The organism is Streptomyces wedmorensis, assembly GCF_000716445.1.
Classification (GTDB): domain Bacteria; phylum Actinomycetota; class Actinomycetes; order Streptomycetales; family Streptomycetaceae; genus Streptomyces; species Streptomyces wedmorensis.
The window spans coordinates 69,249-83,668 of the sequence record NZ_JNWK01000032.1 but is presented as its reverse complement, the minus strand read 5'-3'; the positions used below and the strand labels follow the sequence as shown (position 1 = coordinate 83,668).

The following is a 14,420-nucleotide window of genomic DNA, read 5'->3' as shown; positions in this document are numbered from 1 at the left end:
GCGCGCTTGGCGGCGCCTCCGCCCCTTGTGCCCGGACCCGCACCGATACGGCGTCGCACAGCCGGTGCGGGTTCAGGCGCGGAAGCCTGGGCCCGGCAAGGGGCGCCGTCCGTTGTGCCCACCCGTTCCGCCCCAGCGGAACGACTGCCCACAACGAGGCGGGGCGCAGGCCACAACGGGCGGGGCGAAGGCCCACACGGGAGGGGCGAAGGCGCGGGGGTGGACACTGCCCCAGCGGGACGATTGCCCACAACGCGGGGCGCAGCCCACAACGGGCGCGGCCCGCAGCGGGGCCCGCAACCGGCTGGGCGCGGTCGCGGGCCGCGAGGGGGGTCAGAGGCCGAGGCGGGCTCGGAGGCCGGGGCGTTCGTCGGTGTCGACGGCGGCGGCACCGTCCGCGACGGTCTCGTACACCGCGAGGATGTCCGCCCCGACGGTGGACCAGTCGAAGCGGCGGACGTGCGCGGAGCCCCGCGCGCTGAGCCCGGCGCGGCGGCCCGCGTCGCCGAGGAGGCGGACGGCGGCGGAGGCGAGCGCGTCGGCGTCCTCGTTGGCGAAGAGCTCGCCCGCCGCGCCCTGGTCGAGGACCTGGGCGAAGGCGTCGAGGTCGGAGGCGAGGACGGGCGCGCCGGCCGACAGCGCCTCGACGAGGATGATGCCGAAGCTCTCGCCGCCGGTGTTGGGCGCCACGTACACGTCGACGCTGCGCAGCAGCCGCGCCTTGTCCTCGTCGCTGACCATGCCGAGGAATTCCACCCGGGAGCGCAGGTCGGCCGGCAACGAGGCCACCGCTTCCTCCTCGTCACCGCGGCCGGCGACGAGGAGCCGTGCCCGGGGTCGTTCGGCGAGGATGCGGGGCAGGGCGCGCATGAGGACGGGCAGGCCCTTGCGGGGTTCGTCGATGCGGCCGATGAAGCCGAGGGTCTCGCCCTGCCATTCCTTCTTCGGTTCGGCGCGGGCGAAGAAGTCGACGTCGACGCCGTTGGGGATGACGACCGCGTCGCCGCCGAGGTGCTCGACGAGCGTGCGCCGCGCGTACTCGCTGACCGCGATGCGGGCGCTGATCTTCTCCAGGGCGGGTTGGAGGATCGGGTACGCGGCGATCATGGCCCGGGAGCGCGGGTTGGAGGTGTGGAAGGTGGCCACGATGGGTCCCTGTGCCGCCCAGCAGGTGAGCAGCCCGAGGGAGGGCGAGGTCGGCTCGTGGATGTGGACGACGTCGAAGGTGCCGTCGTGCAGCCAGCGGCGTACGCGGGCGGCGGAGAGGAAGCCGAAGCTGAGCCGGGCCACGGAGCCGTTGTAGGACACGGGTACGGCCCGGCCGGCGGAGACGACGTACGGCGGCAGTGGGGTGTCGTCGTCGGCGGGGGCGAGGACGGACACCTCGTGGCCGAGCCGGACGAGGTGCTCGGCGAGGTCGCGGATGTGGAACTGGACGCCGCCGGGCACGTCCCAGGAGTAGGGGCAGACGATCCCGATCTTCACCGCTGCCGCTCCTCCTCACGGCCGGTGGAGGACCGGGACGGACCCGGTGCTCCGTCCCCGGTCGCGTCGCCGCGTTCCTCCAGGTCCGCGAGCCAGAGCCGTTGCAGCATGTGCCAGTCCTCGGGGTGGTCCGCGATGCCGGCGGCGAAGGCGTCGGCCAGGTCCTGGGTCATGACGGAGGTCTTGTCGGTGCGGGTGCCGGTGTCGGGGAGGTCGACGGGCGGGTGGATGCGGCCGCGCATGACCGCGGAGTCGTCGTACCAGAGGGTCACGGGCAGCAGGAGGGCGCCCGTCTGCTGGGCGAGTATGGCCGGTCCGGCGGGCATCCGTGCCGTGTCGCCGAAGAAGGTGACCTCGATGCCGGAGGCGGAGAGGTCGCGGTCGGCGACGAGGCAGACCAGGCCGCCCGCCCGCAGCCGCCGGGCGAGGGTGCCGAAGGCGGAGCCGCCGGTGTGCGGCAGGACCTCCATGCCGAGGGATTCGCGGTAGGCGACGAAGCGGTCGTAGAGCGACTCGGGCTTGAGGCGTTCCGCGACGGTGGTGAAGGGCACGCCGAGCGAGCGGGTCACCCAGACGCCCGCCAGGTCCCAGTTGGCCAGGTGCGGCAGGGCGAGGATGACGCCGCGCCCGGAGGCGAGGCCTTCTTCGAGGTGGTGGCGGCCCTTGATGTCGACGGATCGCTCGACGCGTTCCTTGGTCCAGGTCGGCAGCCGGAACGACTCCATCCAGTACCGCATGTACGAGCGCATGCCGGCCTTCGACAGCTCGGCGAGCCGCTCGGGCGTGGCGTCGGGCACCACGCGCGCGAGGTTGGACTCGAGGCGCAGGACGCTCTTGCCTCGTCGCTTCCACGCCAGGTCGGCGATCCGGCGGCCGAGGCCCGCCGCCACCGGTTCCGGCAGCTTCTTCACGGTCGCCCAGCCGAGGCCGTACAGGCCGTCGCTCAGTCGGTCCTTCAGCGCGCTCATGTCGTCGCCCCGCCCCCCTGGGCGGCCGCGGCGGCGTCCGCCTCGGCCGATTCCCTCCGTACCGTCACGACGCGCTGTCCCAGGGTCACCGCGCTGCCGACGGCCACGATCCACAGGGCGATCGGGAGCAGCACCTGGATGCCGGGCACGCCGAAGGCGTGCAGTCCCGCGAGGCCGGCGGCGACGAGCGAGATGACGAGCCGTTCGGCGCGTTCGATCAGGCCGTTGACGGCGACCGGCAGACCAATCGATTCGCCACGGGCCTTGGTGTACGAGACGACCTGGCCGCTGGCGAGGCAGAAGATGGCCACGGCGCACAGCACGTTGTCGTCGCCCTTGCCCGCGTACCAGAGGGCGAAGCCGCCGAAGATCGCGCCGTCGGCGACGCGGTCGAGCGTCGAGTCGAGGAAGGCGCCCCAGCGGCTGGAGATCCCCGCCTGCCGGGCCATGTTGCCGTCGACTAGGTCGGAGAAGACGAAGAGCGTGATGACGATCGTGCCCCAGAAGAACTCTCCGCGGGGGAAGAAGATCAGCGCGCCGGCCATCACTCCCGCCGTGCCGATGAGCGTGACCGCGTCGGGGCTGACGCCCCGGCGGAGCAGAAACGCGGCGAACGGTGTGAGGACACGCGTGAAAAAGGCACGCGCGTACTTGTTCAGCATGGCCTTCCCGAGGTTCGGTGGGCCGCGCGGCCCCTACGACCACCGGCTCGCCCATCGTAGTCACGCGTGTCGCGCCCGCGTGGCGGGCACCCGTCCCCGCCGCGTCGGCGTCCCCCGGCGGGCCCGTCCGTGTACGACGTATGGACGCGTCCCGGCGGTGGTGCAAAGCTCGAAGGACCACCGCGGGCACCGCAGGAGCCGTACCGCGACACACCACTCCCCCGCGCCCGCGTCCCGCCGCACCGTGCGAGCAGTCGGGAGGAACACATCATGGGTGACAAGGCGAACACACCCGCCGGGGCCGCCGGCAGGGCTCCGACGGCCGACCGGCCCCAGGCCGTGCGGAACGTGGTGCTGGTCGGCCACAGCGGATCGGGCAAGACGACCCTCGTCGAGGCCCTCGCGCAGACCGCGGGCGCGGTCAACCGGCCCGGGCGCGTCGAGGACGGCGCCACGGTCTCGGACTACGACGAGATCGAGCACCGCCAGCACCGCTCGGTGCAGCTGTCCCTCGTCCCGGTCGGCTGGGACGGCCACAAGATCAATCTGCTGGACACCCCCGGGTACGCCGACTTCGTCGGAGAGCTGAGGGCCGGTCTGCGCGCGGCGGACGCGGCCCTCTTCGTCGTGTCGGCCGCCCAGGAGGCCGACGCCGTCGCCGCCTCCACCCGCATGATCTGGGAGGAGTGCGCCGCCGTCGGGATGCCCCGCGCCATCGTCGTCACCCACCTCGACACGGCCCGCACCGACTTCGCCGAGCTCACCGCCGTCTGCGCCGACCTCTTCGGCCGCGACGACCCCGACGCCGTCCTGCCGCTCTACCTGCCGGTGCGCGGCGCCGAGGGCGCCGACGGCCACGCGCCCGCCACCGGGCTGGCCGGTCTGCTCTCGGAGCGGATCTTCGACTACTCGACGGGCGTGCGCCGGGAGGAGGCGCCCGACGAGGCCCAGCGGGAGCTGATCGCGGAGGCCCGCGGGCGACTCATCGAGGGGATCATCTCCGAGAGCGAGGACGAGTCCCTCATGGACCGGTACCTCGGCGGCGAGGAGATCGACCTGAGGACGCTCGTCGACGACCTGGAGAAGGCCGTCGCCCGGGGCACCTTCCACCCGGTGCTCGCGGCCGCGCCCGCCTCCGACGGCGGCACGCAGGGCCTCGGCACCCTCGAACTCCTGGAGCTGATCACGGGCGGCTTCCCCTCGCCCCTGGAGCACGAGCCGCCCGCCGTCACCACCCCCGACGGACAGCCCCGCCCGCCGATCGCCTGCGACCCCGACGGCCCGCTGGTCGCCGAGGTCGTCAAGACCGCGGCCGACCCCTACGTGGGCCGGATCTCCCTGGTCAGGGTCTTCTCCGGCACCCTGCGCCCCGACGAGACCGTGCACGTCTCGGGCCACGGCCTCGCCGACCGGGGGCACGAGGACCACGACGTCGACGAGCGGATCGGCGGCCTGACCTCCCCCTTCGGCAAGCATCAGCGCCCCCAGCCGCACTGCATCGCCGGAGACCTCGCCTGCGTCGCACGGCTCGGTCGCGCCGAGACCGGGGACACGATCTCGGCCAAGGACGACCCGCTCCTCATGGAGCCCTGGAGCATGCCGGAGCCCCTGCTCCCGCTGGCCGTCGAGGCGCACAGCAAGGCCGACGAGGACCGGCTCTCCCAGGGCCTGGCCCGGCTGGTCGCCGAGGACCCGACCCTGCGCCTGGAACAGAACCAGGACACCCGGCAGGTCGTGCTGTGGTGTCTCGGCGAGGCCCATCAGGACGTCGTCCTCGAACGTCTCCGCGGCCGATACGGAGTGCAGGTCGACGCCGTCCCGTACAGGGTGTCGCTGCGCGAGACGTTCGGGGCGCCGTCCGCGGGCCGCGGCCGGCACGTGAAGCAGTCCGGCGGCCACGGCCAGTACGCCATCTGCGAGATCGACGTGGAACCGCTGCCTCCGGGCAGTGGCATCGAGTTCGTCGACAAGGTGGTCGGCGGCGCGGTCCCCCGCCAGTTCATCCCCTCCGTCGAGAAGGGGGTGCGGGCCCAGGCGGCCCGGGGCGTCGCCGCGGGCCACCCCCTCGTCGACATCCGGATCACCCTGCGGGACGGCAAGGCCCACTCGGTGGACTCCTCCGACGCGGCCTTCCAGACGGCCGGCGCACTCGCCCTGCGCGAGGCGGCCGCCGACGTGCCCGTCCACCTCCTGGAACCGGTCGCCGAGGTCCAGGTCCTCGTCCCCGACGAGTACGTCGGGCCGGTCATGAGCGACCTGTCGGGGCGGCGCGGCCGGGTCGTCGGAACCGAACAGGCCGGCCCCGGACGGACACTGGTGCGGGCCGAGGTGCCCGAGATCGAGATCGGGCGGTACGCGATCGACCTGCGGTCCGTCTCGCACGGCACCGGGAGGTTCGATCGCACGTACGCCCGGCACGAGCCGATGCCGCCGCACCTGGCGGAGAGGATGCGCGAACAGGCCGGAAAAGGCTCCTAGTCGACGCGGCGACAGCGCCGCACGTCCGCCCGGCGCGTGCCGGGCGGACGTCATGGACCGCCTCGGTTACGACGACGAGGACGGTTTCGGCCGTCGACATCCACAGGCCGTGACGCATCCGCCGGTACCCGGTTACGCTGTGGTGCCCAGCTCAGAAGGTGTGCGGGGCGCGGCAGTTGGGAACAGCCCGCACAAGTACTCGCGCGCGATGGGGGCGGCAGTGGCGATCGACGGATTCGGACCCGGGGCACAGATTCCCCTCCAGGGCTCCGGCGGTGGTACGGCGGCGACGAACGCGCTCGCCTCCGCCGCGTACCGGGACAGTCCCCTGGACACCATCAAGCAGGCCGACAACGACCTCTACAAGACCACGGTCAAGGAAGGGAAGTGGGGGCTCTTCAGCCCCGACCTCGGCGAGGCGTTCTCCCGCGCTGTCCAGGTCCGCATGCTCGGCGGCGCCCGCAAGGCCCTCATCCAGTCCTTCGGCGCCGAGCCGCAGCCGGTCGTCGAGCACTGCCTGGCCGCGACCCACCTCCGCAGGCAGCGCGACATCAAGCTGACCCTGGTCACCTTCTTCTGCGGGGTCCTCTTCCTGCCCGGCCTGCTGCTCTGGCTCGGCGTCATCCAGCTCCGCCGCCTCGTCGCCGGCTCCGACAACAAGCGCAACAGCGCCCTCGGCACCGCCCTCCTGTGGGCCGCCGGCCTCTTCGCCGTGCTCGTCCTGCTCAAGCTGCCCTTCGACGGGATCCTGCCGAACTACCTGCGCGCGATGATCGTCGCCCCGGTCGTCGGCTGGTACCTCGCGAGCCGCATCTGCCTGAAAGCGGCCGTCGACCTGCGCGAGCGCTGGGCCGGCCTGCTCGGCGGCGGCGGCATCGGCCCGCACGTCCCCAAGTCCGTCCCCCAGGACCCGGGCGAGAAGTCGGCCGAGGCGCTCCGGGTCAACCTGGAGAAGCTCTCCGCCGAGCAGCAGTCCAACATCGTGTTCTACGCCGGCACCAAGGGCATCCTCGGCCTGGGCACCCGCTGGGGCAGCTGGGCGCTCGCCGAGGGGCTGGTCCCCCAGCCCGGCCGGGAGCTCCACGCCTTCCGCGCGTGGGACGTCGTGCGCCGGATCCACGACGAGCTGGCGCTCCTGGAGCGGGGAGCGCTGAAGACCGGCTTCCCGAAGCCGACCGTCAAGCACTGGATCGTCTCCCCGGTCGGCGAGGGCGCCGACGAGGTCGCCCGGCCCGAGGGCGACAACATCGTCCACTTCCAGGTCAAGCCGCACGAGATACAGCGCATCTGCAACGACCAGCAGTTCGACGCGGGCGACCGGCACTACCTCGGCGTGCAGTTCACGCTCTGGGGCGGGAACCTCGTCCTCACCATGATGGTCACCGTCACCTCGCTGCACGACACCCTCCGCATCGAGGTCACCGGCCACGCGCTCGGTCCCGTCCACGGCCTCTTCACCACGAAGCCGAAGGCGAAGACCACGGAGGTCTCCAAGACGGTCCGCTTCTGGGAGACGAAGGAGATCCAGCAGCCGCTGCTCGGGACCAACGACATCGTCCGGCTCGCGGTGCGCGCCCCGCTCTCCTGGTACCCGCCGGTCCTGGACTACCTCGGCGGGAAGATGACCCTGCCCGAGCCGTTCGGTCTGCGGCACGTCTGGGCCGGGCCGCTCTGGAAGAACCGGTTCATGGCCGACGACGCCATCCGCATGGCGACGCCGGTGCTCCGTGCCGTCCACGCCGCGACCATCAAGGTGCTCGACGAGCACAACGTCGACACGGAGCGCTTCACCAACCGGGCGCTGGTCCTCAGCGGCGGCATCCAGGAGCCGGGCCCGAAGAAGGCCGACGTCTACGACGCCTGACCCGGGCCTGCCGCGGAGGAGCCCACGGATCAGATGGTGGCCGGCCAGGCGTCGGCCAGCATCTTCCGGGTGTCGGCGAGCAGCTGCGGCAGCACCTTGGTGTGGCCGACGACCGGCATGAAGTTGGTGTCGCCGCCCCAGCGCGGCACCACGTGCTGGTGCAGATGGGCGGCGATGCCGGCGCCCGCGACGGCGCCCTGGTTCATGCCGATGTTGAAGCCGTGCGCGCCGGACGCCGCCCGCAGCGCGACCATCGCGCGCTTCGTGAAGGCGGCCAGCTCTACGGTCTCCGCCTCGTCGAGGTCGGTGTAGTCGGCGACGTGCCGGTACGGGACGACCATCAGGTGGCCACCGTTGTACGGGTAGAGGTTGAGCACGGCGTAGACGGCCTGGCCTCGGGCGACGACCAGTCCGTCCTCGTCGGACTTCGACGGGATCGAGCAGAACGGACAGCCGTCGTCGGCGCCCGGCCCGGTCGGCTTGTTCTCGCCCTGGATGTACGCCATCCGGTGAGGCGTCCACAGGCGCTGGAACGCGTCCCGCGTCCCCACTCCGAGCTGCTGCTCCGGCTCAGTCGTCATGCTGTGCAGCATATTGCGTCGCCCGTTCGGAACGTGTCGCCGGGGCAGAAGATCCGTGCAGCCGCCATGCTGATCGGATGAGCGCCAGGCCACCGAAACCACCGCTGCAGGAGCGCTGGGAGCGCCGCATGGCGGTCCCGCTCGCCGTGGCCTCCCTCGTCTACCTGGCGGGCTACGCGGTCCGCGTCCTCGCCGACTCCCACCTTCCGGAGGGATGGCTCGACCTCTGCCTCGCCCTCATCCTGGCCGCCTGGGCCGTCTTCGGCGTGGACTACGCGGTACGGCTCCGGCTCAGCGGCCAGGGCGCACTGCGCTTCGTCCGGACCCACCTCCTCGACACGGTGGTCCTGGTCCTGCCGCTCCTGCGGCCGGTGCGCATGGCGAACCTGTACTACCGGCTCCAGGGGCGCCGCAACGCACCCCGTTTCAGCCTGTACGGGCGGGTGATGGTCTACGCCGGCCTCAGCGCGTCCCTGCTGGGCTTCGCGGGGGCGCTCACCGTCTACCGGTTCGAACGGGACGCCCCCGGCGCCTCGATCCTCACCTTCGGGGACTCGGTCTGGTGGACCTGCGCGACGCTCGCGACGGTGGGGTACGGGGACGTGACGCCGGTGACCCCGATGGGCCGGCTGGTCGCGGTGGGCATGATGGCCTGCGGTCTCGCGCTCCTGGGCGCGGTGACGGGTTCGTTCTCGTCCTGGTTGATCCAGGTGTTCACCCGGGAGGACGAGGAGGAGGGCGGGGAAAGGCCCCCGGGGGGTTCCCCGGGGGCCTGATCCCCGCACGGGCGGGAGGCGCAAGCGCCGGCCCGTCGGGCCGTCCCCGCTCACGCGGGGAACGCGTCACACCTGGACGCGACGCTCCACCACGTCGACGAGCTTGGCGATCGCCTCGTCACGCGGAATGCCGTTCTCCTGCGAACCGTCGCGGTAGCGGAAGGAGACGGTGCCGGCCGCCATGTCGTCGTCGCCGACGATGATCATGAACGGCACCTTCTGGCGCTGCTGGTTGCGGATCTTCTTCTGCATCCGGTCCGACGAGGCGTCGACCTCGACCCGCAGGCCCCGCTTCTTCGCCTCGGCGGCGAAGTCCAGGAGGTAGTCGACGTGCGAGTCGCCGATCGGGATGCCGACGGCCTGCACCGGGGCCAGCCACGGCGGCATCGCGCCCGCGTAGTGCTCCAGGAGCACCGCGAAGAAGCGCTCGATGGAGCCGAAGAGCGCACGGTGGATCATGACCGGGCGCTGCTTGGTGCCGTCCGGCGCGGTGTACTCCAGGTTGAAGCGCTCCGGCAGGTTGAAGTCGAGCTGGACGGTCGACATCTGCCAGGTGCGGCCGATGGCGTCGCGGGCCTGCACGGAGATCTTCGGGCCGTAGAACGCGGCGCCGCCCGGGTCGGGGGTCAGCGGGAGGCCCTGCTTCTCGGCGACCTGCTGGAGGACGGCGGTGGCCTCCTCCCAGACCTCGTCCGAGCCGACGAACTTCTCCGGGTCCTTGGTCGACAACTCCAGGTAGAAGTCGGTCAGACCGTAGTCGCGGAGCAGGTTGAGGACGAAGGTGAGGGTCTTGTCCAGCTCCTCCGCCATCTGCTCGCGGGTGCAGTAGATGTGCGCGTCGTCCTGGGTGAAGCCGCGGGCCCGGGTCAGGCCGTGGACCACGCCGGACTTCTCGTACCGGTACACGGTGCCGAACTCGAAGAACCTCAGGGGCAGCTCACGGTAGGAGCGCCCGCGGGCGTCGAAGATCAGGTTGTGCATCGGGCAGTTCATGGGCTTGAGGTAGTAGTCGGTACCACCGTCGAGCTGCATGGGGGGGTACATGCCCTCCGCGTACCAGTCCAGGTGGCCGCTCTTCTCGAAGAGGGCGCCCTTGGTGGCGTGCGGCGAGTAGACGAACTCGTAGCCCTCCTCCTCGTGCCGCTTGCGCGAGTAGTCCTCCATGACCCGGCGGATGATGCCGCCCTTGGGGTGGAAGACCGCGAGGCCGGAGCCGATCTCGTCCGGGATGGAGAAGAGGTCGAGCTCGTTGCCGAGCTTGCGGTGGTCGCGCTTCTCGGCCTCGGCCAGGAAGTCGAGGTGCGCCTTCAGCTCGTCCTTCGACGGCCAGGCGGTGCCGTAGATGCGCTGGAGCATGGGGTTCTTCTCGCTGCCGCGCCAGTAGGCGGCCGCGTTGCGCATCAGCTTGAACGCCGGGATGTTCCGGGTGGTGGGCAGGTGGGGACCGCGGCAGAGGTCCTTCCAGCACAGCTCGCCGGTCTTGGCGTCGAGGTTGTCGTAGATGGTCAGCTCGCCGCCGCCCACCTCGACGTTCGCACCGTCGTCGGTCGACGCGGAGCCCTTGATGCCGATGAGCTCCAGCTTGTACGGCTCGTCCGCGAGCTCCTCGCGGGCGGCCTCGTCGGTCACCACGCGGCGGGCGAAGCGCTGGCCGCGCTTCTGGATCTCCTGCATCTTCTTCTCGATGACCTTGAGGTCCTCGGGAGTGAAGGGCTTCTCGACGTCGAAGTCGTAGTAGAAGCCGTCCCGGACCGGCGGGCCGATGCCCAGCTTGGCCTCGGGGAAGAGCTCCTGCACGGCCTGGGCCATGACGTGCGCGGTCGAGTGGCGCAGGATGTCGAGACCGTCCGGGGAGGAGATCTCGACGCCCTCGACGACGTCGCCGTCGGCGAGCTCGTACGACAGGTCCTTCAGCTCGCCGCCCACGCGGGCGGCGATGACGGTGCGGTCGTCGGCGAAGAGGGCACCGGCGGTGGTGCCCGCGCTCACCGCCCTCTCCTCTGCCTCCGAGGCGGACTGGACGGTCACACGGACTTCAGACACTGGTGTTCTTCTTCCTTTGGGGCGCAGGCAGACACGAGGTGCCGGCGCCGGCGGTGCGCAACAGAGACGAGGTGCCGCGCACCGCTGATGTTACCGAGCCGTCCGCACCCTCCGCGAAACGGTTTCCCCTACGCCTCGTCCGGCCCGCACGCCTCCTCGAAGAAGTCCAGGTTCTCGTGGAGGGACTTCATCAGCCGGTCGCGTTCCGTCTCGTCGACCTGGACCGGGACGACCCCGGAGGCGTCGGTGAGGCGGCGGAAGCCACCGCGGCTCTCCAGGCGTCCGACGACCCGGATGGGCAGGCCGACGAGGTGGGCGTGGCCTGCGGTCCGGTACGCCTCCTCGTCGAGGGCGACGCGGACGTGCGGGACCTCCGCGCCGGCCAGCACCCGGAGGCGTACGGTGCCCTCGCCGCGCGGCCCTGAGCGGCGCATGCGGACGACGGCGCCGGTGATGCGGACGGGGACGGACGGTTCGTCGGTCAGGTAGCGGGCGCTCGCCTCGCGCAGGGCGGGCAGGTCGCCGGGCGAGAACTCGACGGGTTCCGGCCGGGCCGCGCACCCCTCGGGCGCCCCGGCGGCCGGCGCCCACGCCAGGGCGACCCGGGCTCCCTCGGTACCGCGGACGAGGGCGACGAGCGCCTCGGTGAGCTCGCGGCTCACCCCGGCCGCGACGGCCGCGTCGAAGGCCTCCATCCCGCCGGTCGCCCGCTGGTAGTCCGTGGCCTCGCGGGCCGCGTGGAGCGCGTGGTAGAGCCGGACGGCGATCGGGCGGCCCGGTTCGACCGGCAGGAAGGCGGTGAGGCCGCGCCCGCCGGGTGCCGCGCCGACGGCGACGGTCTCCAGGGACGCCTGGGCGGCGCGCCGGTGCCGGGCGCCGTAGTAGCCGGCCCTTCCGCGCACGGCGAGGGCGCCGGCGATGAGGAGCTGGCGGGCGGCGGACCTGAGCTGTTCCTGCACGGGCCAGGGAGCGGTTCCGGCCGGGCCCGGGGGCACGTCGCGCCACCAGCGGATCTCGTCGCTGGGTACGGAGAGGCCGGTGAGGACCTCGCGGGCCGAGGGGGTGGCGCTGCGGGCGAGGGCCGTGAGGGCCTCGCCGAGCAGGTCCTCGCAGTCGGGGAAGGCACGGCTCTCCGGGACGAGGAGGCTCGTGCCGCCGTGGGTCGCGCTGCCGGGCGGGGTCCAGCGGCTGTACCGGCCGGCGGCCCCGCCGCGCCGTCGCCAGCCGTGGCGGGCGAGCAGGGCGCCGAGGACGCGCGGGTCGACCCGGCCGGGGTCGGGTGCGCCGTGGACGTCGGCCCAGGGTCCGGCGGGCGGGCCGGGCATGCCGGTCCAGGCGCCGGGTGGCTCGCCGGGCGCCGGGTGGGGGCGGTAGGGCGGAGGAACGGGGACGGGGCCGCGCCCGTCCCCGTCCTCCCCGAACCCCGGTTCGTCGATAGGCCGGTGCATCAAGGTCTCCCTCCCACGCCGACCCGGGTCATGATCTCGCAGAGCGCCCGGTCGTCGAAGATCCGCGCCGTCGGGATGCGCACGGTGGTCCGGCGCCGTCCCGTGACCGGGTGTCCGGCCAGGTTGGTCCAGTAGCAGCAGTGCCGCAGGTCGAGCCGGTCGTGACTCGCCCTCAGCCAGTCCTCCTGCGACCTCGGGACGAGCATCACGACCAGGATCTTGTGCACGGACACGGGGGTCCGGGCGAGCTTCACCAGGTGGTCGTTGTCGAGGGTGAAGGAGAACGCGCTCCCCGGCGGGCGGGGAGGTGTCTGGTAGGTGCACTTGAGCTGCACCTTGATGGTGACTTCGTCGTCGACGGTGTGTCCGGGAGAACCGTGGCTCACGTGCCAGTCGATGCCGTTGTCCGGAAAGGGCTGGGACAGCGAGCAGCCGGCCGCGGCGGCGACGGCGTGCAGGTATCCCACCTGGAGGGTCTCCATGCATGCGGTGGTGGCGAGTGAGCCGCGCGTCGGTGCCAGCCGCTGGGGCGGCAGCCCTCCCGACTCGGGCTGGGCGAGCGCCATGTCTTTTTTCCTTCCCCGTCCCCTCTGTTGTGACCGGTCCGCGTACGGCGCAAACAGTGCGGGTATCACCGTTTCGGGGCAGGGGGTTGGCCATCTGCCGCACGTGTGCGAGGAGTTCGGGGATGACGACGCACTGGTACGAGGGGCCCCTGGCCGCTTTCGACACGGAGACCACAGGAGTTGACGTCGAGGGGGACCGGATCGTCTCGGCCGCCCTGGTCGTGCAGGACGCGGCCGGGGCGCGGCCGCGGGTGACGCGCTGGCTGGTCAATCCGGGCATACCCGTGCCCGCGGAGGCCACGGCGGTGCACGGCCTGACGGACGATCACCTCCAGCGGAACGGCCGGTGGCCGGCTCCGGTGATGGAGGAGCTGGCGCGCGCGCTGGCCGAACAGACCGCGGCGGGACGTCCGCTGGTGGTGATGAACGCGCCGTTCGATCTGACGATCCTGGACCGCGAGCTGCGGCGGCACCGGGCGTCCTCGCTCGGCACGTACCTGGAGAGCGCCCCGCTGTGCGTGCTCGACCCGCGGGTCCTGGACAAGCACCTGGACCGCTACCGGAAGGGCCGCCGGACGCTGACGGACCTGTGCGCGCACTACGAGGTGGAGCTGTCGGGGGCGCACGACGCGGCGGCGGACGCGACGGCGGCGCTGGACGTCGTACGGGCGGTGGCGCGCCGGTTCTCGTCCCGGCTGGAGCGGTTGACGCCGGCGGAGCTCCACACGCTCCAGGCGGTGTGGCACGCGGCGCAGGCCCGGGGGCTGCAGGCGTGGTTCACCCGGCAGGGGACGCCGGAGACGGTGGACCCTGCCTGGCCGCTGCGGCCGGAACTGCGCACGGCGGCCTGACACATGACAGAGGCCGGTCCGTCTTTCGACGGACCGGCCTCTCCCGGTGGTGGGCGATACTGGGATCGAACCAGTGACCCCTTCGGTGTGAACGAAGTGCTCTCCCGCTGAGCTAATCGCCCGGGAACGGGTTGAACCATACAGGCCTTGGCGCCCTGGGTTCAAACCGGCCCGCGCCGGCCGTCGTCCGCCGTCGGTTCCCGCCGGGCCTCCTCCTCCAGTTCGGCCGCCAGTCCACGCCGTCCGCCGCGCATCATCAGGGCGTGGTTGGCCCGGAAGACGGGACGTCCGGGGACGGCGAGGGCACGCAGGAGCCGGGCGCGGACCTCGACCTCCTGCTCGTACAGGGCGCGGGTGCCGGCGCCCTCCGCCGTGAGCGTCCAGCGCGCCCACCCCTCCAGGTCGCCGCCGAGACCGACCTCCAGGACCCGGGCGGCCGGGTCGCGGCGCAGGGCACGGGCGGTGACGACGAGGTCGTACGGGAGGAGGGAGCGGAAGCGGGCGGTGCCGGTGGTGTCGTCGAGGGAGACGACCTCGCGGACCTGGGGCCACCAGCGGGGGTAGTCCTCGGCGCGGGCGAGGACGGCGTAGACGGCGTCGGGCGGGGCGGGCAGCCGCCAGACGCTGCGGAAGCGGTAACGGCACCAGTCCATGCCCCCAGTGTGGGGGTACTCAGGAACGGATCTGAGTACGTGGAC

The 14,420-nt window shown here is 72.3% G+C and carries 12 protein-coding genes and 1 tRNA gene; 4 read left to right on the top strand and 9 right to left on the bottom strand.

Annotated features, from left to right (window positions below; all coding sequences use genetic code 11):
- Positions 1-333 precede the first annotated feature (333 nt).
- Genes OO54_RS24335 through pgsA form a run of 3 tightly spaced genes read right to left on the bottom strand, consistent with a single transcriptional unit; the run spans position 334 to position 3,115 of the window.
- Complete coding sequence (locus OO54_RS24335) at positions 334-1,485, bottom strand: glycosyltransferase family 4 protein (protein WP_033206524.1); 1,152 nt, start codon at positions 1,483-1,485, stop codon at positions 334-336.
- A complete protein-coding gene (locus OO54_RS24330) occupies positions 1,482-2,453 on the bottom strand; it encodes a phosphatidylinositol mannoside acyltransferase (protein ID WP_033206523.1) in 972 nt (323 codons plus the stop codon). The genes OO54_RS24335 and OO54_RS24330 overlap by 4 nt, the downstream gene beginning before the upstream one ends.
- Complete coding sequence (pgsA, locus tag OO54_RS24325) at positions 2,450-3,115, bottom strand: phosphatidylinositol phosphate synthase (protein ID WP_033206521.1); 666 nt, start codon at positions 3,113-3,115, stop codon at positions 2,450-2,452. The genes OO54_RS24330 and pgsA overlap by 4 nt, the downstream gene beginning before the upstream one ends.
- A gap of 270 nt (positions 3,116-3,385) precedes the next feature.
- Here pgsA and OO54_RS24320 point away from each other — a divergent pair, with 270 nt between their 5' ends.
- Both OO54_RS24320 and OO54_RS24315 read left to right on the top strand, forming a co-directional pair.
- Positions 3,386-5,593 carry an elongation factor G-like protein EF-G2 gene (locus tag OO54_RS24320; RefSeq protein WP_033206519.1) on the top strand — a complete coding sequence of 736 codons (2,208 nt, stop codon included), beginning with the start codon at positions 3,386-3,388 and terminating at the stop codon, positions 5,591-5,593.
- A gap of 208 nt (positions 5,594-5,801) precedes the next feature.
- Positions 5,802-7,457, top strand: a complete 1,656-nt coding sequence (locus tag OO54_RS24315) for a hypothetical protein (protein ID WP_033206517.1) — start codon at positions 5,802-5,804, stop codon at positions 7,455-7,457.
- A gap of 29 nt (positions 7,458-7,486) precedes the next feature.
- On the opposite strand, the gene OO54_RS24310 is transcribed toward OO54_RS24315, so the two are convergent.
- Positions 7,487-8,050, bottom strand: a complete 564-nt coding sequence (locus tag OO54_RS24310; protein WP_033206515.1) for an HIT family protein — start codon at positions 8,048-8,050, stop codon at positions 7,487-7,489.
- Between the two features lie 65 nt (positions 8,051-8,115).
- Here OO54_RS24310 and OO54_RS24305 point away from each other — a divergent pair, with 65 nt between their 5' ends.
- On the top strand, positions 8,116-8,814 hold the full coding sequence (locus OO54_RS24305) for a potassium channel family protein (RefSeq protein ID WP_033206512.1): 699 nt from the start codon (positions 8,116-8,118) through the stop codon (positions 8,812-8,814).
- Positions 8,815-8,880: 66 nt separating this feature from the next.
- Here OO54_RS24305 and thrS read toward each other — a convergent pair whose 3' ends face one another.
- The 3 genes from thrS to OO54_RS24290 all read right to left on the bottom strand — a co-directional run bounded on the left by thrS (position 8,881) and on the right by OO54_RS24290 (position 12,871).
- Positions 8,881-10,857 (bottom strand): threonine--tRNA ligase, encoded by a 1,977-nt coding sequence (gene thrS, locus OO54_RS24300; protein ID WP_033206509.1) that lies wholly within the window; start codon positions 10,855-10,857, stop codon positions 8,881-8,883.
- A 128-nt stretch (positions 10,858-10,985) separates the two neighbouring features.
- Positions 10,986-12,305 carry a serine/threonine-protein kinase gene (locus OO54_RS24295; RefSeq protein ID WP_033206506.1) on the bottom strand — a complete coding sequence of 440 codons (1,320 nt, stop codon included), beginning with the start codon at positions 12,303-12,305 and terminating at the stop codon, positions 10,986-10,988.
- A complete protein-coding gene (locus OO54_RS24290) occupies positions 12,305-12,871 on the bottom strand; it encodes a DUF4365 domain-containing protein (protein WP_033206504.1) in 567 nt (188 codons plus the stop codon). Before OO54_RS24290 ends, OO54_RS24295 begins: the two co-directional genes overlap by 1 nt.
- Before the next feature lie 122 nt (positions 12,872-12,993).
- Here OO54_RS24290 and OO54_RS24285 point away from each other — a divergent pair, with 122 nt between their 5' ends.
- Positions 12,994-13,722: a 3'-5' exonuclease gene (locus OO54_RS24285; protein WP_033206501.1), complete on the top strand. Its 729-nt coding sequence runs from the start codon at positions 12,994-12,996 to the stop codon at positions 13,720-13,722.
- A gap of 47 nt (positions 13,723-13,769) precedes the next feature.
- Here OO54_RS24285 and OO54_RS24280 read toward each other — a convergent pair.
- Both OO54_RS24280 and OO54_RS24275 read right to left on the bottom strand, forming a co-directional pair.
- Positions 13,770-13,844, bottom strand: a tRNA-Val gene (locus OO54_RS24280).
- Positions 13,845-13,883: 39 nt separating this feature from the next.
- On the bottom strand, positions 13,884-14,375 hold the full coding sequence (locus tag OO54_RS24275) for an SRPBCC family protein (RefSeq protein WP_033206499.1): 492 nt from the start codon (positions 14,373-14,375) through the stop codon (positions 13,884-13,886).
- Positions 14,376-14,420 lie beyond the last annotated feature (45 nt).